The sequence below is a fragment of the Silvimonas sp. genome (assembly GCF_031291215.1).
GTDB classification, from domain to species: domain Bacteria; phylum Pseudomonadota; class Gammaproteobacteria; order Burkholderiales; family Chitinibacteraceae; genus Silvimonas; species Silvimonas soli.
The window spans coordinates 87,026-108,849 of record NZ_JARLJK010000064.1; the positions used below are offsets into that span (position 1 = coordinate 87,026).

The following is a 21,824-nucleotide window of genomic DNA, read 5'->3' on the forward strand; positions in this document are numbered from 1 at the left end:
CACCACCCAGACACCCGTTACGGCTGACGGGAGCGTTTGCCTGCTGGCTTGGGTCCACTGGGACGGTTGCTCGCAGGCCGATTGTCAGCCGGTTTCGCCCCGACTGGCTTCCCGGTAGCGGGCTTTGCGCCCGCCGGTTGGGCAACGCCAGGTTTAGCCGGTGGCCGTGGCTTTTTGCGCAAGACGTTCCCCGCTGGCGCAGCAGCATTCCCCGGCTTGCCACCAACCGCTGGCTTAGCTTGCCCTGGCACCTTCGGCTTTTTGGGTTTCTTCGGTTTTTTCAGTATCTGGCCCGAAGCATCCGTCTGTGGCACCCGATGTTCGGGCTCGAAACCGGGTTCTTCCACCCGTTGCAAAGTCTGCCGGGTCAGCGCTTCTATCGCCGCGAGGATTTGCACTTCGTCCGCGCACACCAGCGACACTGCTTCGCCAGTCGCCCCGGCGCGGCCTGTGCGGCCAATCCGGTGCACGTAGTCTTGCGCCACGATGGGCAGATCAACATTCACCACCAGCGGCAAATCATCAATATCCAGGCCGCGTGCGGCAACATCGGTGGCGACCAGCATGTTCACTTCACCCGCTTTGAAGCGATCCAGCGCACGCAGACGGGCGGGTTGCGGTTTATCACCATGGATTGAATCCACGCTGAAACCCATACCACTGAGCGTATCCACTAACTGATCGACACCTTTGCGCGTTTTGACGAACACCAGCGCCTGCTTCCAGCGCTTCTTTTGCAGCAAGTGGGTAAACAATTCGGTTTTGCGTTTCTTGTCGACCGGCACCACCCACTGCTTGATCTTTTGCACGGTGGAGTTCGCCGGGCTCACCGACACGCTGACCGGGTCGTGCAGGATGCTACTGGCCATCTGGCGGATTTCGTCTGAAAACGTGGCCGAGAACAACAATGTCTGCCGCCGCTGTGGCAACGCGCGAAACACACTATCAAGCTCGCGGGCAAAGCCCAGATCCAGCATGCGGTCGGCCTCATCCAGCACCAGCGTTTGCACCTGATTCAGCTTGACCGCGTTATGGCCAAACAAATCAAGCAAACGCCCCGGCGTGGCAACCAATACATCCACGCCTTTGCGCAGCGCCATCATTTGCGGATTGATGCTCACGCCGCCATAAGCCACCAGCGTACGCAGCCGCAGGTGAGCGCCGTAATCCTTGAAACTCTGGTGCACTTGTTCGGCGAGTTCCCGCGTGGGTACCAGCACCAGCACCCGCACAGAATTACTGGCAACCGGCGTGGTTTCCTGGGCCAGGCGCTGCAACAGCGGCAAAGCAAAACCAGCGGTTTTACCAGTGCCAGTCTGCGCGGCGGCCATCAGGTCGCGCCCTGCCAGCACAGCGGGAATAGCCTGCGCCTGCACTGGCGTAGGAGTTTGATACTTGAGGGTTTCCAGCGCGCGCAGGAGCGGGTCGATCAAACCCAGGGCAGCAAACGACATCGGTCAGGTCCGGCAATGAAGGCAAGGTTGCAAGTTTAAAGCTTCACGGCCACAACTGGCCGTTTTCCGGCGATTAGCTGTTAAACAAATTCAGTGTGAACGCCACCGACACATATACCGGCGGCAGATGCACTACCGGCATGCCGCGCCAGAGCGCCCACAGCGCCACCACAATCAGCAACCCGCCCACCAGCCGGGCGACGATACGATTGGCGTGTGGATGCGCCGCCAGCCAGGACGGGACTTGCGCCGCCAGCAGCGCCAGCCCGCCATAAACGCTGGTCTGCGTGGCAGCGGTAATGGCACTCAGCACCGAGGCCTGCGCCCAGATCAACCCGGCCTGGGCACGGATAAACTGTGGAAATACCGCCAGCATGAACAGATAAGCCTTGGGATTGAGCAAACTGGTTAGCACTGCACGCTTGAAACTCGCCACCGGGGTGCGGGCGTGCTGGACCGAAACCTCCACAGCCACGCTGGCTGAGCGTATCAGCGACCAGCCGATCCAGATCATATAAGCGACTCCGGCGATCAACATCAGCGTGAAAGCGCCCGGCAACAATTGCAGCACCAGGCTGATGCCAGTGGTGCTCATCACCATATGGCAAACGCCGCCGACCACAATGCCCGCTACCGCTGCCAGACCAGCGCGACGGCCGCTGGTCATGGCACTGCCCATGACATACGCCATATCCATGCCGGGTAAGGCAATCACGCCAAAAACCAGCAGAAAATAAACCCACAAATTTGCAGTGTCGCCCATGTTTGTCGCTCCTCAGCACGCTTTCTGATCCGGTGCGGTCCGTTTGCCGCAAGGCCACTGTAAGAGCCAATCAGGACATAAACCGCCCTGATTAAAATGTAATATGCATAAATGGCTAATCCGACACATCGCTTGCTGGCGTTGCTGGAAATGCTGCAGACCCAGGGATTGGTCAGCGGTAGTGAACTGGCCCGCCAGCTGGAAATAGATACCCGCACGCTGCGACGCTACATCGCCCAGCTAGAGGAGATGGGTATTCCCGTCACCGCCGAACGCGGGCGCGATGGTGGGTATCGCTTGATGCACGGCTTCAAGCTGCCGCCAATGATGTTCACCAACGAAGAAGCGCTGGCGGTATCGCTGGGACTGCTGGCGGCGCGTAGTCTGGGGCTGGCCGAAGCCGCACCCGCCGTGAGCAGCGCACAAGCCAAGCTGGAGCGAGTACTGCCCAGCACCTTGAAGCGGCGCCTGCGAGCGGTGGCAGAAACCGTGACGCTGGATTTATCCCAGGCCCCGCCCGCTCACGATAACGACGCACTACTCACCCTCAGTGCCGCCGCTCAGTCACAACAACGGGTTCATCTGCACTACCGCGCCGAGAACGCGGAAACCGAGCGCGACTTTGATCCCTACGGGCTGGCTTACCGCGCCGGGCGTTGGTATGCGGTTGGCCATTGTCATCTACGCGCCGGTTTGCGCTCGTTCCGGCTGGATCGCATTGTGAGTGTGCATGCGATCCCGGCCAGTTTTCTGCGCCCGACCGGCTTTGATATTTTGGGATATCTGACCCAATCCGTGGCCGTCATGCCGCGCAGCCATACCGTTGAAGTGTTACTGCAGACCACGCTGGACCAGGCCCGCCACGAAATCTATGCCGAACTGGGCGTGCTGGAAGCGACAACCGACGGCGTGCGATTGCGTAGCCAGGTCACCACGCTGGACTGGATGGCGCGCCAGCTGGCGCAATTGCCGTTCCCGTTTGCAGTGATCTCGCCGCCCGAACTACTGGCTGAACTGCATGCGTTGGCGCACAAGCTTGGCGCTGCGCAATTACGGGTTCTATGATCAGCAGGTCTATCTTTTCGCAAAAATCGCACCATGCCCAACCCTACGCAATCACCCGGGAATTCCAACGCTGATCTGGCCGCACATTTGCTGGCAAAGGAACGTCAACTGCACGCCCAGGCGGTGCGGGCGGATGCTCAGGCGCTGGATCAGTTGCTGGCCGATGACTACTTTGAGTTAGGCGTGGCGGGCACGGTCTGGACCAAACCTGCCGTTATCAGCGCGCTGGCAGGCGAAGCGTTTTCCACACGGCAGATCAGCGATTTCAAACTGAACCTGCTGGCCGACAGTGTGGCGCTGGTCACTTACCATGCACACAGAGTCGCCACAGCCCAGCGCCCCGCCGCCGACTCTTTGCGTAGCTCCGTCTGGCGACTCACGCGGGATCGCTGGCAAATGGTGTTTCATCAGGGCACGCCATTGCCATAACCCGCGGATCAACAGCAACACATCGAGGTGCAATGCGTATGAGCGGACGGCCTCACCGGTTCAACGGCGGGTATTTTCAGACAATCTGCAAAACCTCACGCAAGTTGTTGCCTGTAGCCGACAAACATCTGATTTTCTGACCATTTTTTGTGCAACCGTTGTAGATTCTGTTTGCTGGCTGTCAGCCTGCTGTGGGTTTATCGAACAATACCGATTCATTTCGCACACCTTCCCTCTCCCGTCGTATCCCTCGCTTGCCGGTGTGAAAAGTGCCGTATACGATGCGATTCGAGGATGGAGTTACGCCAGAACAAAAAGGCGTGACCGACGAAGGTAAAAACAAAAGTAGAGATACAAGCAATGCAATATCGTCGTAAGCGTCAAGGCGGCTTTACGCTGCTCGAATTGCTGGTCGTGTTGTTGATCATCGCCCTGCTGGCCGGCTATGTCGGCCCCAAGCTGTTTGGCGAAGTGGGTAAAGCCAAGATCAAAACCGCTGCCAGCCAGATGAAATCGATCGCCGATGCGCTGGATCATTATCGTCTGGATGTGGGTCACTACCCCACCACCGAACAGGGTCTGGTCTCGCTCAACAGCAAGCCCAACGACGAAGCCAAGTGGCAAGGGCCGTATCTGACCAAGGACGTGCCCAACGATCCGTGGGATCACCCATACGTCTATCGCCGCCCAGGTGAAAACGGCCACGACTTTGACCTCATCTCCTACGGCGCCGACGGCAAGGCTGGCGGCTCGGATGAGGACGCCGACATTTCCTACTTTCAATAACTGATCAGCGACGGCCCCGCGCCATGCGCTACAAGGTGACTGCCCTTTCTGCCGGTAATCTGCAGGAACTGGAGCTGGACGCTGCCAACGAAGCCGAGCTGAAAGAGCGGCTCGCGGCGCAGGGGTCGGCTCTGGTTTCGGCACGTCCCGTGCAACGGCTCACTTTGCGCAAAAGTGACTTTGCGCTGTCGTTGTTCACCCAGGAATTGATTGCACTACTCGAAGCCGGCTTAACGCTGGTCGAAGCCATTGAAACTCTCAAGGAAAAAAGCGCCGCCGACGGCAACCGCGTAGTGCTGGGCATCATGATTGATGGCCTGTACCAGGGGCAGACCTTTTCCAAAGTGCTGGGCCAGATGCCGGAACACTTTCCGCCGCTGTATATCGCCACTGTGGGTTCTGCCGAAAAAACCGGCCACCTGGCCAACGCGCTCAAGCGTTATCACCATTACGAATCGCGGCTGGCGGCGGTCAAGAAAAAGATTATCTCGGCGCTGATTTACCCGATGGTGATCATCACCATCGGCGGCGGCATCATGCTGTTTTTGCTGTTTTATGTGATCCCCAAATTCAGCCAGATTTACGCCAGCATGAAAAACCTGCCGTTCGCCGCCGAAGTATTGCTGTGGTGGGGTGAGCTGGTGCACCAGCACGGTGAAGTGCTGTTTGGCGGGATCATCGGCACGATCATCCTGGCGGTGGTGTTATTGCGGACCCCGGCGGTGAAAGCAGCACTGGCCGAAACGTTCTGGCGCTTGCCACGCATGAATGACTATCGCCGCTTGTTTTCTCTCACCCGCTTTTATCGCACTGTGGGCTTGTTGTTGTCGGGCGGGGTGTCGCTGGTGGCCGCGATGGAACTGGCGGCGCAGTTGCTGCCCACGCCGATGCGCCTGGCACTCACCCAAGCCATTGTCGATATCAAATCCGGCCAGTCGCTTTCTTCCACCCTGCCCCGTTACGGCCTGACCACGCCAGTGGCCGAACGCTTGTTGCGCGTGGGCGAGCAAAGTGGCGAGCTGGCGACCATGAGCGAACGCGCGGCGCAGTTCTGTGATGAAGAACTGGATCGGGCCATCGAGATGTTTACCCGCTTGTTTGAACCCATTTTGATGTTGCTGATTGGCGTAATGATCGGCTCCATCGTGTTCTTGCTCTATATGCCGATCTTCCAGCTCGCAGGGAGCATGCAATGACCGCCCTGAATCTTGAGCTGATTGCCCATTTGCGCCAGAACGCCAGTGACGCCGGTTTGCCGCTGTTGCTGCAACAAACCCTGGGGCTGGATAACGACGGTTATCGCCAGGAAATCAGCCGCTTTCTGGGTCTGCCCGCGCTGGGCCGTGAGGACTTGTCAGCGCAGTTTCCACGTTATGACTTGCTGCCGTATGGCGACGCGGTCGGCCACCAATGCCTGATGGCCGAAGATGTCGACGGCACCTTGCGGCTGGTCTTGGGCGATCCGTTTGATCGCGTCACCCGCAACTGGGTGCAACAACGTGTGGCGCTGCCGTTTATCACGGTACTCGCGCATTACGATGATGTGCGCACTTACCTGGAAAGCTTCGAGACCTCGCACCGCGCCATGGACCAGTTGGCCACCGGTTCGGACAGCGAAAACGGTCACGCGGGCGTGCCGGAAATCTCGCTGGCGACCTTGGCGCATGACACCAATCCGGTCGTCAAATTGGTCAACTCCACCTTGTACGATGCACTGAAAGCCAAAGCCTCGGACATCCATATGGAAAGCACCGTCAGCGGGCTGGCGATCAAATACCGCATCGACGGTGTGCTGTTGCATATCGGCGGTGCCAACGGTGTGGAAACCGCCGAGCAGGTGATCTCGCGCATCAAGGTACTGGCCGAACTGGATATCTCCGAGCGGCGCATTCCACAAGATGGTCGCTTCAAAGTGATCATGAACGGGCGCGACGTGGATTTTCGTGTGTCAATCATGCCGTCGATTTTTGGCGAAGACGCAGTACTGCGGATTCTGGACAAACAAAACACGGGCGACGCCTTCAAAACCCTGCGGCTGGACATCCTGGGGTTTGATGACACCACCATGGCCAATATCCGCAGTCTGGCCACCGAACCGTACGGCTTGTTGCTGGTGACCGGGCCAACCGGTTCGGGCAAATCGACCACGCTGTACGCCACGCTGTCCGAGATTAATAGCGGCGAAGAAAAAATCATCACCATTGAAGACCCGGTGGAATACCAGTTGCAGGGTATTTTGCAGATTCCGGTGAATGACAAAAAAGGCCTCAGCTTTGCCCGCGGCTTGCGCTCGATTTTGCGGCACGACCCGGACAAGATTCTGGTCGGCGAAATCCGTGATGGCGAAACCGCCAACATTGCGGTGCAGGCCGCGCTGACCGGTCACCTGGTGCTCACATCCGTCCACGCCAACAACGTGTTCTCGGTGCTGGACCGTTTCATGCACATGGGCGTGGAACCCAACAGCTTTGTCGATGCGCTGATTGGCGTGGTCGCACAGCGGCTGATCCGCAAGATTTGCCCGCACTGCATGACCGACGACAACCCCGATGACGAACTGCTGGCGACTTCCGGCGTAACGCGTGATCAAACCGCCGCCTGGCGTTTCCGTAAAGGCACGGGCTGCCAGGCTTGTCGCGGCACCGGTTACCTGGGGCGCAAAGCCATTGCCGAAGTCTTGCGGCTGAACGACGAACTCAAACAAGCCATCGCCAGCCGTGCTCCGGCGGTGGAAATCAAACTACTGGCGTCCGGTCTGGGCTTTATCAGCATGCGTAAAGCGGCCATGGCCGTGGTGGCACGCGGGGAAACCACATTGCAGGAGGTGAACCGTGTCACATTTGTGGATTAACCATCACGCGTGGTTTTCCCGGCGCCATTTGTTGCTGGCCAGCAGCCCGATGTGGAGCAAAGAGCTGCCCAAACGGCGTCAGGTTGCCCTTGAGCAATTGACGACCGACAACGTGGTCATGCGGCTGCAGCAATTGCTGGCTGAACGTCCGCGTGGGCGCATCGGCGTTGATACCTTGCAGTTGATGATCGGTGCGCCGTGGGTGCGCTACACCGTGCTGCCGTGGCAAGACAACCTCAAGCGCGATGCCGACTGGCAAGGGTATGCCCGCGTGTTGCTAAGCCAGCAATACGATGTCGGCACCGAAACCTGGCGAGTGCAGGTAGCACCGGGGCCCTATGGCAGACCGCGCCTGGCAGCAGCGCTGGATCAAGGTTTGTATCAGACCCTGGTCGAACTGGCACGCACTCAGAAACTGCGCCTGACGCATTGCGAGCCCTTGCTCACCACCGCCATCAATCGTCATCACAAGCAATTGAAGGGCAAAGAGTTTGTGCTGGTGCTGATTGAAGCGGAACACGCCACCTGTGTGTTCTGGCGCTCTGGCTGGCGCAGTGCCATCACCCTGCCGTTTGCCTTGGTGCCGCGCCCGCAAGGCGAAGACATTGCCGCGCTGGTGCGCGATGCCGCCATGCTGGTCTCTGATTTCATGCCTAAACAGGTTTACGTGGTGTCGTCGGACATCCAGTTATCTGGCCTGCAAGCCACCGACTTCAGCCTGCAATGGCTGGGCGGCGTGCATGCGCGTTTTGCTTATCCGGCCGACTGGCGCGAACCGCAGCCAGGGCAACTTGTGGCCGGGCAGATCTGACATGCAGCCAGTTCAACTCGATTTTCATCGCAAACCGTCCAACACACCGTGGCTGGGCCTGGCGCTGACCACTATTGGCGTGGTGGTGCTGTTGTGGGCGATGACTCAGCAAGATATTGCCAAGCAACGCCGCGACCAGATTGCCGAGCGCGAAGACCAGGTGGCGTGGCTGAAAAAGAAGCAGGAACAAGCACAGCAAGCGGCTCGTAAAGAAACGCCAGCCAATGACAAGATCGCCACGATTCGCCGCAACCAGCTGATCAGCCCGCTGTTTGCGCTCAATTTGCTGGAAAAAACCTGGCAGCCCAATCTCGCGTATACCAAGCTCGAGATCAACACGTCCGATCGCGACGTCAAACTGGAGCTGGAATCGCGCACGCTCAATGACTCGCTGCTGCTGGTCGATACGCTGACGCGCAACCCCGCCGTGAGCAAAGTGACGCTGGCGCATCAGGGCACCAAGATTACCGATCCGTTCAAGCCTACTCAGTCGGCGCTGGAAGTGTTGTGGCGGGAGCCGCGCCCATGAAGCAAGCGCAAATCATCTGGACTTTGCGCCAATGGCCCAAATACGCCGGGCTGCTCGGCTGGGTTGGGCTGGGTTTGATTGTGGCCGGCGTGCTGATTTACCGGCAGACCGTGGTGCCGTTCAATCGTGATCTGGACCGGCGTGAAGCGGATGTGCAAGACATGGCGCGACGTCTCAAAAGCAACGCCATTGCCGCATCGACCGTAGCCGGGCTGCCGCCGCTGAAAACACCCAACACTTTTACCGAGTTCTTGCGCAACGTCAGCCTGTGGGGCGACAAGCATCACATTGCCATTTCGCAAAGTGACTACAAATCCTCCGCCGAAGCCGACGGACATCTGGTGCGCTACGGCGTGCAGTTTCCGGCGCAAGGCCGTTATGTAGATATCCGTGGACTGGTTGAAGACCTGCAGGCGCAGCCCGGCGTACGCGTGGAAACCCTGATTCTGACGCGCGGGCGCATTGATGAAGACATGTTGTTCATGCAATTGCAGTTGAGCTATCTGACGGAGGTGCGTTGATGTTGTCGCGCCCGCTGCAGATTGTGCTCGCTGTTACCCTGCTGCTGACTGGTTATACCTGGTGGCAAGGCCGTCAGGCCGATGCCGACCAGGCGGATGGCTCGCGCCTGCAAACCCGCGCCCGCCCGGCGCGCATTGCGCAAATCGCCAGCGAAGCTGCTGACAGTAACGCCCAGGCCGCAAGTGCGCCCGCCAGCGTTGTGGCTGGCAAACTGGCATCGGGCGCATCCAAGGCCTCCGCGGCTTCGGCCGCCGCATTTGTTGATCTGTTTCCACGGCAAAACTGGCAACCACTGCCACCACCGCCCACTCCGACACCCAAACCCACGCCAACGCCCAAGCCGGTGGCACCGCCGCTGCCCATGCGCGTCGTGGCCACCTGGCATGATCCACAAGGCGATCAGGTGGTGATTGAGGTTGCTGGACAACAATATGTTCTGTGCACGCGCTGTGACGCGCTGGGACGAGTACAACAAGGAGAAGTGCTGCTAGGTATCTACCGAGTGGATAAAGTCACCCGCGATGCAGTGTCGCTGACTTATCTGCCGCTGAATGAACCGCAGACGCTTCCCGTCGGAGGAGCGCCTTGACCGGCGCAAACACATGATGATGAATCACTTGAAAAACCGCCTGCGACATCGGCTCCTTGCTGCTTTGCTGCCCGCCTTGCTGGCCGGTTGCATGCCGCCTTCCGCGCCGGAGACCGGGCGCCAGATGATGCTGCAGGGTGATCCGGAACAGGGTCTGCAATATCTGCAGGATCAGCTCAAGGCCAATCCGGACGACCTGCAGGTGCGCGCCACGTATGAGCGTCAGCGGCAGATTTATGTGCAGAACCTGGTGCGCCAGGGCGAATCAGCGCGGGCGGCTGGCGATGGTGCCAATGCAGTCGCCGCCTTCCAGCACGCCTTGCAGTGGGACCCGGGCAACGCCATTGCCAAAGAAGCAATGCGCGTGATTCAGGATGATATACGCCATGCTTCCATGCTCAAGTACGCACAAACCATCAAGAATGAACAACCGGACAACGCGCTGGTCGTGGTGGAACAAGTGCTGGCGGATAATCCCCGCAATATCCAGGCGGTGCGTTTGAAGGATGAAATCCAGAGCAAGATCACCCGCAATGCCACGCTCAAACCCAATCTGGCCGCCGCCTTGCGCAGCCCGATTTCGCTGCAGTTTCGCGATCAATCACTGACCAGCGTGTTCGATATTATTTCGCGCATCGGCAAGGTCAACTTCATTTTTGACCGCGACGTCCCACCGAATCTGAAAACCACCATTTTTGCCCGTGACACTACCGTCCAGGACGTGATCAACCTGCTGCTGACCACCAATCAGCTCGATAAAAAGATCCTCAACGACAACACCATCCTGATCTACCCGAAGCGCCCGGATAAAGACCGCGACTACAAAGACCTGGTGATGCGCACGTTCTATGTGGGCAACGCCGACCCCAAACAAGTGCTGGCCATGCTCAAGCAGATGACCAAAACCCGCGACATCTATATTGATGACCGGCTGAACATGATCGTCATGCGCGACACGCCCGAAGCCATTGAAGTGGCCGAACGCCTGATCGCGGCGATTGACCTGCCGCAGTCAGAAGTGGATATCAGCGCGCAGATTCTGGAAGTCACCAGCACTGATTTGCTCAACCTGGGCATTCAGTACCCCAACTCGATCAGCGCCACCGTGGGCACCAGCACCAATAGCTACAACGGCACTTTGACGCTGCAAGACCTGGCTGGGTTTAATCGCGGCAATGCGCTGATCAATTTTGGCCAACCCACCATTACCGCCAATCTGCAGCACAACAAGGGCATCACCAACGTACTGGCCTCGCCCAATATCCGGGTAAAAAACAAGGAAAAAGCCAAAATCCTGATTGGTGACCGTTTGCCGGTGATTACCAATACCACCTCCAACGGAGTGACCAGTGAGAACGTGAACTACCAGGACGTGGGTCTGACGCTGAATGTGGAGCCGACCATCTCGATTGATGGCGATATCAGCATGAAAGTAACGCTGGAAGTCTCCAATGTGGCCAACACCATCACCACACAGACCGGGCTGACGGTGTACCAGATCGGCACGCGCCACGCGGAAACGGTGATGGCCTCGCGTGATAACGAAACCCAGGTGCTGGGCGGCCTCTTGCAGCGCAACGATCAAACCAGCGGCAATGCGATTCCAGGCTTGGGCGAACTGCCGGTACTGGATCGCATTTTTGGTACCAAATCCACCCAGAAAAACAAGACCGAACTGGTGCTGCTGATTACCCCGCATATCGTGCGCAATCTGCCACTGCCCAGCTCTTACATCACCACCTTTGATAGCGGCACCGATGGCCAGCTGACCACTGAGCCACTGCTGTTGCGCAGTAAATCCACGGTGAACATCAACAACTCGGTTGATGGCAGCATCCCGGCGCCGCCACCGCCGCCCGCTCCTCCGGCAGCGACAACGGCCCCCGCACCGGCGCAACTGCCCGGCGTACCGGCACCACAGCCAGTGCCGCAACAGCAAGTGCAACCCGCCATTACTCCAGTCCCGGCACGTAGCGGGACGGGTTTGCGGCGCTGACGAACGCATCATGAAGCAACACAGCGGCTTTACGCTGATCGAATTGATGGTGACGCTCACCATTCTGGCCGTGCTGGCCACGGTGGCGTTGCCGCTGACACAAATCGCCGCCCAGCGCAGCCGCGAGGAAGAGTTACGCCGCGATTTATGGCAAATACGCAGCGCCATCGATGCCTATAAACAAGCCGTGGATGATGGCCGCATCAACAAGTCGATTGAAGAAACCGGTTACCCGCCGACGCTGGGCATTCTGGTGGACGGGGTGAAAGACCTGAAAGACCCGGCCGGGCACAAAATGTATTTTCTGCGGCGTATTCCGCGTGATCCATTTTGTGATTGCGCCAGTCGCAGCAATGACGAAACCTGGGGCAAACGCAGCTACGCCAGTCCGCCCGATTCGCCCGAAGAAGGCAAGGACGTGTATGACGTTTATTCTTTATCTGAAGCGGTGGGCGTCAATGGCCAGCCGTACCGGCAGTGGTAACTCATGTTGATTCTTGTCGCCCTTCGTCGTTTGCATCGTGGTTTTACGCTGATTGAATTGCTGGTGGTACTGGCGATCATGGCCAGCCTGCTCACGTTGGTAGTGCCGCGTTATTTTCAGCAAACTGACCGCGCAACCGAAGTAGTACTGCGCCACAACCTGGTGGCCATGCGTGATGCCATCGACAAGTTTGACGCCGACACGGGCCACTACCCCGAAAACCTGGATGAACTGGTCACCCGCAAATATCTGCGCGAGGTGCCACTGGACCCAGTTTCCGGCAGCCGTGAAACATGGGTCATCATCGCCCCGGAAAACGGCACCGGCGTCTACGACGTCAAAAGCGGCGCCGACGGCACCGCCCACGACGGTTCGTCCTACAGGGACTGGTAACGTGCGGCGGCAACGGGGCTTTGCCTACGCCTGGGCGCTGATGATGGTGCTGATTACCGGCATTTATCTGGCCGAAGTCGCCGACGTCTGGCAAACCCGTATCCGCCGCCTGAAAGAACAAGAATTGATGATCGAGGGCGATGAAATCGGGCGGGCGCTGGCTGGCTTTCTGGCGCAGGGTAATGGCCAGAGTGTGCAGTTCCCCAAGAGTCTGGATGAACTGGTGCAAGACCCACGTGTCCCCTTCCCTCGCCGCTTTCTACGCAAAGCCTATAAAGACCCGATCACCGGCGAAGACTGGCTGTACATCGCCGCACCCGGTGGCGGCTTTATGGGCGTGTACAGCAAATCCACCGACAAACCGCTCAAACAAGACAACTTCCCTGCCAGCTACGCCACGTTTGCCAACAAGAACAGTTATCAGGACTGGAAATTTGTGCAATGGCCGAGCGGGGGGATGGTGCGGCGGTGAGGCTGACTAGTACCCAGGATTGCCGTAGCCCGGATTCGCGTAGCAATCCGGGAGGGGGTATGGACAAACTCAAAGGCGGATTACCCGCTGATGCATGGCGATACGGGGCTTATCAGCACCAGTCTCACTTCTGACACTTGAACTGTATTTCTGCTTTCGGAAAATTGCCGAAGATATACGGAGGCTGGGCTTCGACTACATTGACGATTTGCATTGACTCATTTTGATGCGAGCAAAAGTCATTCGCCTCACGCAAAGCATCCGCCTTCAACGTCCCCGATCCTGAAAATCCCGTTGCCGCTTGCCGCGAAACCATGAAACTCTCTTGGCCCATTGGCACAACCCCCGAGTTTGCGGCGCATGCGCCTAATAGCAAGCAGCTACATAAAATTTGCTTCATTTAGCCCCTCTATAAATTTCCACGCCCATTGGCCGCAAACAGGTTCGAAATATAGCAACATCCCCGCCGCTCAAATCTGCCCCAAAAACCAGTTCACGATATAAAAATGGTCCTCAAACAGCTGCGTTTCCATGCGGCTGAATTCAAACAGCGGCACCCACTGCGCCCGATCCGCATCATCCCCGCCGCGGACCTTGGGCAAACCATCGCCCGTCGGCGTCAATTCAATCAGAAACGCGTGCGTAATGGTGCGGCCGCGCAAGCTGCGGTGCGGGTGGTCAAATACCCGGCTTGAGCGGATAGACCCCGCCAACACCGGCGCGGGCACCTTTAAACGGGTTTCTTCGCGCAATTCACGAATCGCCGCATCACGAATCGGCTCATCCTGATCGACAAACCCGCCTGGCAGTGCCCACAAGCCACGCCCAGGCAAGTTACGGCGACGAACCAGCAAGATGTGGCCCGAGTGGATCACCACGGCATCCACCGTTACAAACGTGGGCGGATACGGCGCGACTGACCATGCTTTGCGAAAATCCAGCAGAAAGCGGTATTCCGTGGCCAGCGTTTGCCAGGTTTCACTACTGCGAAAGCCATCCAGCCATTGGTAAACAGCGGATGGCACCTTGGCGGCAGATTGCGCAAAATGCGCGCCGCCATCGCACAGTAGATATTGGCGCAGATGCGAGGCATCGATATCTGGCTCATCTGCGACCTCAATGCGCTCCCATTGCGGGAACAAATCCAGATACCAGGTATGGCGGCGTGACGGGCTGCCGATCACGCCAATCTTGAACTGCGCTTCGCGGCTGCCCAGGTTGGCGGTATCTACCGCGATCACTTTGTCGACCAGATTCTGGACTTCCGTCACCCATTGCTGGTCGTTGTACATGCGGTCCGAACAGCCAACCAGAAACACGCGGTCTTGCCATTCGGCAGGCAATGCAGCGCGCAGCATCTCTTCACGTTGATCCAGCGTGAACGGGTTGCGCGGGCTGAGCGCCTGGCGGGCCGAGCCACAGATGATGATCAGCTTGTCGGCCTGCTGCATGGCGGCCTCGATCACCTTCATATGGCCCAGATGCAGCGGCTGAAAGCGGCCAATAAAAACCAGATAGTCATGACGCATGCGTTGTGCTCCGGAATGCATCAACAAGAAAAAGGGCGTTACACACGCCCTTTTGCCCTGTTTTGATTACTGATAATAGCGTTTGGAGAAATCCAGCATGCGTTCAATGGGCAGACGTGCTGCATCCATTTGTTCGGCACTCAGGTAATCGATGCGAATACCCTCGCCCGCCTGCGCACGCTGCACGGCTTGCGTGGTATTGAGCTTCATGTACGGGCACTGATTACACTGGCAACCGGCGTAGATTGGCGCTTGCTCAATGGTCAGATCAGGCCGCGCCTGGCGCATGTTGTAAAGGATGCCGTCTTCGGTTGCGACGAAGATGGTGGCATCCGGCTCGCTGGCATAAGACTTGATCCAGTTCAGCATGCCAGAGGTCGAACCGACGTAATCAGCCTTTTGCAGCACGGGCAGCGGGCTTTCGGGGTGGGCGATCAGGTATTTGGCCGTGCTGACAGCGGCATAGGCTTCATCTAGCGCGGCCTGATTGAACTTGTCGTGGACTTCGCACACGGCAGACCACAGCGGCATGTCGTAGCCATACTGAAAGTTCAGATACGCACCCATATTGCGATCAGGCGAGAAGATGACCTTCTTACCCTCGGCATACAGATGGGCAATGATGTCATCGACATTGCGGCTGGTAACAATCCAGTCCGACAAGGCTTTGTGTTCTGCAGAAGAATTGATGTACGACACATGTACGTGATCTGGGTAGCTCTCACGCCATGCTTTGAGGGCGGTGACATCGGTTTGCGTCACCAGAGAACAGGTTGAACCGCGATCCGGCAGAATGACTTCGGCCTGCGGGTTCAGAATCTTGGCGGTTTCAGCCATAAAGCGCACGCCAGCAAACACAATGGTGTCGGCTTCGCATTCTTTGGCATAAAGGGATAATTCCAGGCTGTCGCCGACTTTATCGGCCATTTGCTGGATATGGGGCTCAGTGTAGTAATGAGCGAGCGTGACGACGCGACGTGACATGGCGATCCTCCATGTAAAAAGTTGCGGGCTTTCCCGCAAACGGATGATGGTTGTTACTGCCTTGCCCTCAATTGCGGCAAGTCCTTGCCAATACGACGCTTTTTCCGCGCTGCGAATCCCGCAGCACCGCGCCAGACCGACCAGATTAGCACAAACAGGTGACGATAAAAGCACCGTTTTTCGGTTTTTCGGCAAAGCGGGTGTTGACAGCCCGAATTGGCTTAGCCATAATGCGCTCCTCGTTGCAGCACACGACAGTGCGGGAGTAGCTCAGTTGGTAGAGCGCAACCTTGCCAAGGTTGAGGTCGAGAGTTCGAGACTCTTCTCCCGCTCCACTGAATCCAGGCTGCAACAAATGATGTAAAGCAACACCACTCCATGCGGGAGTAGCTCAGTTGGTAGAGCGCAACCTTGCCAAGGTTGAGGTCGAGAGTTCGAGACTCTTCTCCCGCTCCAGAATTTTGAAAAAAGGGAAAGCGCTGACTTTCCCTTTTTTGTACAAAAGTTTCTGGCGCGATAGCAAAGCGGTTATGCACCGGATTGCAAATCCGTGTAGGTCGGTTCGACTCCGGCTCGCGCCTCCAGTAACATCAAACACTTAGGCCATCCTTCGGGGTGGCCTTTTTGTTTTTCTGCATCTACGTAAACACGTTGGCTACCCGCCCCTGAAAGACTTTGGTGTGGATTTACCCCGACTTGATCCGGGGGTCCTGAGCGAGGCAGCAGGTATCGTGGCACGTTTGTTTGCGCGACCAGATCGAAGAATCACAGCGCAACTGGCGGGAAGGTGCCAAGAAAGCACAGATGGTTGCCAGGCTGGAATTGGCGGGCAACATGATGGGCTGTGCTCCAGCCATACTCTTCGTTGCTGCCCAACTACTCGCACTGGAATCCCGCTATTACCCAGTGCCACCGGCGCCCTAAAGCTCAAATACAAGAAGGGAAATGGTCATGGATGATTCAGTCAGACAAGTCATTGAACAATGCAGCAAAGACTCCTGCGCCGGCACAACGAGTTTTGGTGGCGTGGTCAAAGCCTTGGTGCTGGCCGGTATCGAGTCCTACTACGCTGATTATCGGGCCGCTGCGACAACCTTTACATGCCTGAGGGCGAAACCTGCACGCTAACACTACCTGTGCCTGCGGTATCGATTGCCGAGGCATTCGACCCGCAAGCATTGCAATCAGCCATTCTCGGCGCACAAAGCGGGGCGGTGAAATATCCGGAGTTCATGGCACTGACGATGGCTGCAGGCTGTGTTGGCTACGTTGCCTGGATTGCCGGAGAGCAGGTTACGTACATGGGCCGGAAAGGTGAGGCACATATTGAACCCATGCCCGGTGCCCGCTAACGACAGAGAGACACCACATAATCTTCCGTTCACGCAGTTATGTTGCCCAGGCAATCGCACTGATTGAATTTCGGCCCCCACCCCACCGCCTACTGCACCGATCAAGCGCAGCAAGGTCCACGGCGCACTCTGAACTATCCCGATGAAATAACCCCGCGTGTTTTTACATAGATATAGAGTATCGCTTTTAACCGGATTGCTGCCCGGCTAAAAATGGCGGAAGGATTACTTGATCTGCCCTCATCATCCCTTCTTAACGCGATTCCACCGCGATGCGAGGAATTGCACATCCGCTATTTTTTCACTTAAATTAATTTATCCATTACATTAATTGAAATAATGTGGTCGTTTATTTTGCCAAATATATATCTCCTTTTATTGATATTTAAAATTCAGTTTGACCTCAATCAATTCAGATTAATCGAACCTCGCGTTAGTACCATTTGTTGCTCAAGGCAATACATGTTCACAATCGAATTAAATCATCCATGCCATTCTCCGCTGGCAACCGGAATTACTCGCTCCGGTGAAACCGTAATTTAATTGAATTGGAGATATTGAATGAAAACCCTGATCGCTTTCGCCGTTACTGCCGGTATTCTGTTTACCGCACCAGTGTTCGCTGCAGAGGCAAGCGCCCCGGTGGCCGCGTCTACCCCTGCGGTCAAGACCATGCATTCCAAACATCATCACAAAGCCAACCGGAAGCACGCAACCAAAGCTTCCGCAGCATCGGCAACCGCCCAAAAAGCACAAGCCAAACGTCATGCCCGGAAACATCACCATCACCACACTGTGAAATGACCTCAGCGGTTTTGATGGTCTGACCTGACCGGTGCCTGCTGCAGTTGTTTTGCACTATTACAAGGCACCGGCAGCGCAGTGATATGGATACATTCCCCACACAAACCAGATGCCCTTTCAACCGCCCGAATAAGGAATGAGCATGAGTTTACTGAACGAAATCATTGGTGCCGTGGTTGCAGTGGAAGGTGTTGAAAAGCTAGATCCAAATGCATCTTTGTTGACGGAAGGGATTGCTGCGATCACTGGCTTTGAAGGCGTAAAGGCGGCCGCAGAATATATGGACAAATCCAACACAAACCCTCAACCAGGTGAGCAAGCATAAGGCAGGTGAATACCAGCCAAATTGCTACACAACCGGTTTCACCCAACGTTTCATTTCACAGAAATACATCCATGAACAAGCGTTTATTTTTGATGAGCATTGCAACAGGACTGTTGGTCTCGAGCTTGAGTCATGCCCAAGGGGCGGCAAGTGTGCCCGCCAGCGTTAGCGCGGTATGCAAGGACGGCACTACGTTCGCCGGCATCGCGAAAAGCGGAGCCTGTTCGGGTCATAAAGGCGTCAAAACCTGGCTGGCTACACCCCAAGCAACGTCTACCGCTGCAATGACCAAGCCGGCGGTTTCAGTTGCCAGCCAGCCTGCTACACCAGCAAAAGCCGTAGCCTCTGCCGCCATCGTCAAGCCGATTGTACCGGCACCGACTGGAAGCGCGGGCCAGGTATGGGGTAACGCCGGTACCAAGGTCTACCACTGTCCATCCGATAAGTATTATGGCAAGACCAAAGATGGCAGTTATATGTCCGAAGCCGATGCGCTGGCCAAGGGCTATCACGCCGATCACGGCAAGGCTTGCCACTAAGCGAGCGCGAGAAGCGGCGGACTAAACCCCGACAATACCGGGCTTTTCAGTACGGCAACACGTGCTGGAGTCGCTTCTGGCATCGACTGCGCGTTTGCCCCATCAAGGGCAAGCCGTAAACTTTTTTAACAGTGCACAACTACGAAGGAATAAATATGGAACACGGCATCATTGCATGGCTGGTGATCGGCGCGGTGGCAGGTTGGCTAGCGGGCGTGATGGTCAAGGGAGGTGGCTTTGGCCTGATCGTTGATATCGTCGTAGGTATCGTCGGTGCATTCATTGGCGGCTGGCTGGCGAGCGTGCTGCATATCTCGCTGGGCGCAGGCTGGATTGGCTCAATTATTACGGCCGTAATCGGTGCCGTGATTCTGTTGTTCATCATTCGACTGATCAAACGAGCGTAAGCGGATTGGTATTGCGGGGTGGGCCGCCGCTGTTTGTGATGTATGGATAGCCTGGAGGTTCACCCATCAGCATGGGGACACAAATGCGTGACATGCGCACAGACGCGGCCCGCCACTGGCAGCGACTCGCTCGACTGAAACAACGATCAGCAATTCATACGGACCAGCATGATAGCGACGTGGTGCACATTCCAAGAAAGCCCGGATTCATAAGAGTCATGGGCATTTTGCTGCTGGCTGCCCTGGCCACCGTACTTGCCATATCGCTGGCTGTGCATGCCATCAAGCTGTATTTCCATCTATCGGTACTGTGGCGGGCTGCACACCCGGGAGCCCACGCTGCTGCAGCTTCAGCAATACAGCTTGGCATGGGCTCGTTGCTGCACTGATGGGAGATCATCGGGGTAACGAATCAAAAAGAGCTGGCGTGTAATTGCCGCTATCGCAACATCACAACGTTGCTTAGCACGCGTAGATGCAACAGGCCCGCGCACCCTCGGTAGGGAGAACAGCCATTCTCAAGCCCAGATGCATGGGCGCTGCCGCATTTGCGCGCAATTGATGGCGCACAGCCAGGTATGCGGACGCGACGGCGGCTCGTCTGATTGCCGCAAACGGCATCAAGATACGATCAAGTCGCCGCTAGACGACAGCATTCTCGTAACTCCTTGTTCCTGATTACAAGTGTCATCGGGCGCTCAGACTTCCTGCTTACGGAATATCCCAATTACATAATTAGCCATGCAACGATTTAATGGCATCCTCCCCGTTTTGTGCCTCCCGCAGGTTAGTCAATGTCGCTCAAGTCCCGCCTTCTTCTGTTTGTGGCCCTGCTGGTTGCAGTGGTCATTGCCGTGCTGTCTTCTGTTGCTTATCTGCGGATGAAATCCGAAATCATTGCTGGCACCCGCAACGAGATTCACGCCGCGGTGCACGGCAATAGCGAGGCGTTGGCCCGCTGGGTTACGCAACACCGCAACGCGGTCATGGCCGTTTCTGCCCGTTTGCCGGGCTTGGCTGATCCGGTGCCTTTTTTGCAAACCGGGCAACAAGCGGGTGAGTTTGACCAGCTGTTTGCCGGTTATGCTGATCGCCGGATGGTTTATCAGCTGGCAAGCAAACAGCCGCCCGCGGGATACGACCCTACTTCGCGCACCTGGTATAAAAAAGCCAGCGAAGCCCATGGCCCGATCGTGTCCGATCCGTACGTGTTTGCCTCGACCGGCAAGCTGGGCGTGACCTTTGCTGCTCCGATTACTGAGAACGGCACGCAAAGTGGTGTGGTGGGTGGCGACGTAGCGCTGGAAGACGTCATCAAAGTGGTCACCGGCATTGAATTGCGCGGCGATGGATACGCTTTCCTGGCCACACATGATGGCAAGATCGTGGCGCACCCGAATGCCGACGCCACGCTCAAAGCCGTGGGCGACGTCATGCCGGGGCTGACCCAAACCGTGCTGGATGACGCCGAAAAGCAGAACGATCTGGTGGAAGTCACCATCGGTAATGCCGACAAATATGTCACTGCCTCCGCCGTACCGGGCACTCAGTGGGTATTGACTACGGTCAGCGATAAATCGGCCATGCTCGCGCCGCTCAACAGCTTGTTGATTACGCTACTGATTGCCGGTGTACTGGTCGGTGTGCTGGCAGTAATTCTGGCCGCCGCCGCGTTGAGCAGCTTGTTGTCCGGGCTGGTACGGCTACGCGATGCGCTGGCCGAAATCTCCACCGGCCATGCCGATCTGACCCGCAGTATTCCAGTGACACGCCGTGACGAAATCGGCCTGACGGCAGAGGCCTTCAACCGCTTTGTGTCGCGGCTGCGCACACTGTTTATTGATGTGCGCGACAACTCGGTGCAGTTAACCGGCGGCGTGCGCGATTTGCATGATGTGACGACCCAGCTTTCCAACGAATCGCAGCGCCAGGCCGATATTTCCAGCGCCACTGCGGCAACCATTGAAGAAATCACCGTCAGCATCAACCACATTGCCGATGGCGCACGCCAAAGCGAAAACACCGCTAGCCAGACCGGTGCCGTCTCGCTGCGTTCAGCACAGGATGTGCAACTATTGTCTTCGGATATCGATCACATCGCCCAATCCGTCGATGCGCTTGCCGACACCCTGAGCGCGCTGGGCGTACGCTCGGGCCAGATCACGCAGATTATCGACGTGATCAAAGAGATCGCCGACCAGACCAACCTGCTGGCCTTGAATGCGGCCATCGAAGCCGCTCGCGCTGGTGAAGCGGGTCGTGGCTTTAGCGTGGTGGCCGACGAGGTACGCAAACTGGCTGAACGCACCGCCAAAGCCACAGTCGAGATTGGCGGTTTGATTGGCGAAACCGATCAGCAAATCCAGGCTGCCTTGGGCAACATGGACAAGACTCGCGAGTCAGTCAGCGCGGGTGTGGAGAAATCTCACGCTGTCGCCGACCGCATCGGCGGCATCCACGGGCAAATGGAACACGTGGTGAGCAGCATTCGCGAAATCGCCGAAGCGACCCGCGAGCAATCGGTCGCGACCAATGAAATGGCCAAAGCAGCCGAGCAACTGAATCGCCTGTCGAACGAAACCGATGCAGCCGTCCAGCATGCATCCGGTACAGTCAAGCAATTGAACGAACGAGCTGGCGCGTTGCATGCGCTGGTGGCGCAATTCCAGCTTTAATTTCGACCGCCAGCCAACGGGCCACGTGCTCGTGCCTTGATCTGTTCAGGCGCACGCCTCTGCGC

26 protein-coding genes and 3 tRNA genes are annotated in these 21,824 nt (G+C 57.2%); 24 read left to right on the top strand and 5 right to left on the bottom strand.

What is annotated here, in order from left to right:
- Nucleotides 1–17 precede the first annotated feature (17 nt).
- Both P4L78_RS06525 and P4L78_RS06530 read right to left on the bottom strand, forming a co-directional pair.
- Nucleotides 18–1,454, bottom strand: coding sequence for a DEAD/DEAH box helicase (locus P4L78_RS06525; RefSeq protein WP_309327344.1), 1,437 nt, complete (start codon nt 1,452–1,454; stop codon nt 18–20).
- 73 nt (nt 1,455–1,527) lie between these two features.
- Entirely contained in the window at nt 1,528–2,217 is a 690-nt protein-coding gene (locus tag P4L78_RS06530; RefSeq protein WP_309327345.1) for a LysE family translocator, read from the bottom strand.
- Nucleotides 2,218–2,328: 111 nt separating this feature from the next.
- Between P4L78_RS06530 and P4L78_RS06535 the strand changes: the two genes are divergently transcribed.
- The 13 genes from P4L78_RS06535 (at nt 2,329) to P4L78_RS06595 (ending at nt 13,144) form a co-directional block, all read left to right on the top strand.
- Nucleotides 2,329–3,282 carry a YafY family protein gene (locus tag P4L78_RS06535; RefSeq protein WP_309327346.1) on the top strand — a complete coding sequence of 318 codons (954 nt, stop codon included), beginning with the start codon at nt 2,329–2,331 and terminating at the stop codon, nt 3,280–3,282.
- A 33-nt stretch (nt 3,283–3,315) separates the two neighbouring features.
- Nucleotides 3,316–3,711, top strand: coding sequence for a nuclear transport factor 2 family protein (locus P4L78_RS06540; protein ID WP_309327347.1), 396 nt, complete (start codon nt 3,316–3,318; stop codon nt 3,709–3,711).
- Between the two features lie 360 nt (nt 3,712–4,071).
- Complete coding sequence (gspG, locus tag P4L78_RS06545; RefSeq protein WP_309327348.1) at nt 4,072–4,497, top strand: type II secretion system major pseudopilin GspG; 426 nt, start codon at nt 4,072–4,074, stop codon at nt 4,495–4,497.
- Between the two features lie 23 nt (nt 4,498–4,520).
- Nucleotides 4,521–5,693 carry a type II secretion system F family protein gene (locus P4L78_RS06550; RefSeq protein WP_283150451.1) on the top strand — a complete coding sequence of 391 codons (1,173 nt, stop codon included), beginning with the start codon at nt 4,521–4,523 and terminating at the stop codon, nt 5,691–5,693.
- Nucleotides 5,690–7,348, top strand: a complete 1,659-nt coding sequence (locus P4L78_RS06555) for a GspE/PulE family protein (RefSeq protein ID WP_309327349.1) — start codon at nt 5,690–5,692, stop codon at nt 7,346–7,348. The genes P4L78_RS06550 and P4L78_RS06555 overlap by 4 nt, the downstream gene beginning before the upstream one ends.
- A complete protein-coding gene (locus P4L78_RS06560; protein ID WP_309327350.1) occupies nt 7,329–8,159 on the top strand; it encodes a hypothetical protein in 831 nt (276 codons plus the stop codon). Before P4L78_RS06555 ends, P4L78_RS06560 begins: the two co-directional genes overlap by 20 nt.
- A gap of 1 nt (nt 8,160) precedes the next feature.
- Nucleotides 8,161–8,688 (top strand): hypothetical protein, encoded by a 528-nt coding sequence (locus tag P4L78_RS06565; protein ID WP_283150454.1) that lies wholly within the window; start codon nt 8,161–8,163, stop codon nt 8,686–8,688.
- Entirely contained in the window at nt 8,685–9,209 is a 525-nt protein-coding gene (locus P4L78_RS06570) for a hypothetical protein (RefSeq protein ID WP_309327351.1), read from the top strand. The genes P4L78_RS06565 and P4L78_RS06570 overlap by 4 nt, the downstream gene beginning before the upstream one ends.
- Nucleotides 9,209–9,799 carry a hypothetical protein gene (locus P4L78_RS06575; protein WP_283150456.1) on the top strand — a complete coding sequence of 197 codons (591 nt, stop codon included), beginning with the start codon at nt 9,209–9,211 and terminating at the stop codon, nt 9,797–9,799. The genes P4L78_RS06570 and P4L78_RS06575 overlap by 1 nt, the downstream gene beginning before the upstream one ends.
- A gap of 13 nt (nt 9,800–9,812) precedes the next feature.
- Entirely contained in the window at nt 9,813–11,795 is a 1,983-nt protein-coding gene (locus tag P4L78_RS06580; protein WP_283150457.1) for a secretin N-terminal domain-containing protein, read from the top strand.
- Between the two features lie 10 nt (nt 11,796–11,805).
- On the top strand, nt 11,806–12,279 hold the full coding sequence (locus P4L78_RS06585) for a type II secretion system protein (RefSeq protein ID WP_283150458.1): 474 nt from the start codon (nt 11,806–11,808) through the stop codon (nt 12,277–12,279).
- A 3-nt stretch (nt 12,280–12,282) separates the two neighbouring features.
- Nucleotides 12,283–12,672: a type II secretion system protein gene (locus P4L78_RS06590; RefSeq protein ID WP_283150459.1), complete on the top strand. Its 390-nt coding sequence runs from the start codon at nt 12,283–12,285 to the stop codon at nt 12,670–12,672.
- A 1-nt stretch (nt 12,673) separates the two neighbouring features.
- Nucleotides 12,674–13,144, top strand: a complete 471-nt coding sequence (locus P4L78_RS06595) for a type II secretion system protein (RefSeq protein ID WP_283150460.1) — start codon at nt 12,674–12,676, stop codon at nt 13,142–13,144.
- A 124-nt stretch (nt 13,145–13,268) separates the two neighbouring features.
- Here the strand turns inward: P4L78_RS06595 and P4L78_RS06600 are convergent, their stop codons facing one another.
- From P4L78_RS06600 to nadA, 3 genes are all read right to left on the bottom strand, one after another.
- Entirely contained in the window at nt 13,269–13,544 is a 276-nt protein-coding gene (locus P4L78_RS06600) for a hypothetical protein (RefSeq protein WP_309327352.1), read from the bottom strand.
- A 70-nt stretch (nt 13,545–13,614) separates the two neighbouring features.
- Nucleotides 13,615–14,673 carry a bifunctional nicotinamide-nucleotide adenylyltransferase/Nudix hydroxylase gene (locus P4L78_RS06605; protein ID WP_283150461.1) on the bottom strand — a complete coding sequence of 353 codons (1,059 nt, stop codon included), beginning with the start codon at nt 14,671–14,673 and terminating at the stop codon, nt 13,615–13,617.
- A gap of 66 nt (nt 14,674–14,739) precedes the next feature.
- Nucleotides 14,740–15,657 carry a quinolinate synthase NadA gene (gene nadA / locus P4L78_RS06610; RefSeq protein WP_283150462.1) on the bottom strand — a complete coding sequence of 306 codons (918 nt, stop codon included), beginning with the start codon at nt 15,655–15,657 and terminating at the stop codon, nt 14,740–14,742.
- A 259-nt stretch (nt 15,658–15,916) separates the two neighbouring features.
- Here nadA and P4L78_RS06615 point away from each other — a divergent pair.
- From P4L78_RS06615 to P4L78_RS06665, 11 genes are all read left to right on the top strand, one after another.
- Nucleotides 15,917–15,992, top strand: a tRNA-Gly gene (locus tag P4L78_RS06615).
- Nucleotides 15,993–16,037: 45 nt separating this feature from the next.
- Nucleotides 16,038–16,113: transfer RNA gene (locus P4L78_RS06620), tRNA-Gly, on the top strand.
- Nucleotides 16,114–16,167: 54 nt separating this feature from the next.
- A tRNA-Cys gene (locus tag P4L78_RS06625) sits at nt 16,168–16,241 on the top strand.
- Nucleotides 16,242–16,608: 367 nt separating this feature from the next.
- Nucleotides 16,609–16,785 carry a hypothetical protein gene (locus P4L78_RS06630; RefSeq protein WP_283150463.1) on the top strand — a complete coding sequence of 59 codons (177 nt, stop codon included), beginning with the start codon at nt 16,609–16,611 and terminating at the stop codon, nt 16,783–16,785.
- On the top strand, nt 16,758–17,009 hold the full coding sequence (locus P4L78_RS06635) for a hypothetical protein (RefSeq protein WP_309327353.1): 252 nt from the start codon (nt 16,758–16,760) through the stop codon (nt 17,007–17,009). Before P4L78_RS06630 ends, P4L78_RS06635 begins: the two co-directional genes overlap by 28 nt.
- Before the next feature lie 561 nt (nt 17,010–17,570).
- Complete coding sequence (locus P4L78_RS06640; protein WP_309327354.1) at nt 17,571–17,813, top strand: hypothetical protein; 243 nt, start codon at nt 17,571–17,573, stop codon at nt 17,811–17,813.
- 142 nt (nt 17,814–17,955) lie between these two features.
- The gene (locus P4L78_RS06645; RefSeq protein ID WP_309327355.1) at nt 17,956–18,138 is read left to right on the top strand and encodes a hypothetical protein; all 183 of its coding nucleotides are present in this window, start codon (nt 17,956–17,958) and stop codon (nt 18,136–18,138) included.
- Between the two features lie 71 nt (nt 18,139–18,209).
- Nucleotides 18,210–18,677: a hypothetical protein gene (locus tag P4L78_RS06650; RefSeq protein ID WP_283150467.1), complete on the top strand. Its 468-nt coding sequence runs from the start codon at nt 18,210–18,212 to the stop codon at nt 18,675–18,677.
- A gap of 155 nt (nt 18,678–18,832) precedes the next feature.
- Complete coding sequence (locus P4L78_RS06655) at nt 18,833–19,084, top strand: GlsB/YeaQ/YmgE family stress response membrane protein (protein ID WP_283150468.1); 252 nt, start codon at nt 18,833–18,835, stop codon at nt 19,082–19,084.
- Between the two features lie 83 nt (nt 19,085–19,167).
- A complete protein-coding gene (locus P4L78_RS06660) occupies nt 19,168–19,473 on the top strand; it encodes a hypothetical protein (protein WP_309327356.1) in 306 nt (101 codons plus the stop codon).
- A 405-nt stretch (nt 19,474–19,878) separates the two neighbouring features.
- On the top strand, nt 19,879–21,759 hold the full coding sequence (locus tag P4L78_RS06665; protein WP_309327357.1) for a methyl-accepting chemotaxis protein: 1,881 nt from the start codon (nt 19,879–19,881) through the stop codon (nt 21,757–21,759).
- Nucleotides 21,760–21,824 lie beyond the last annotated feature (65 nt).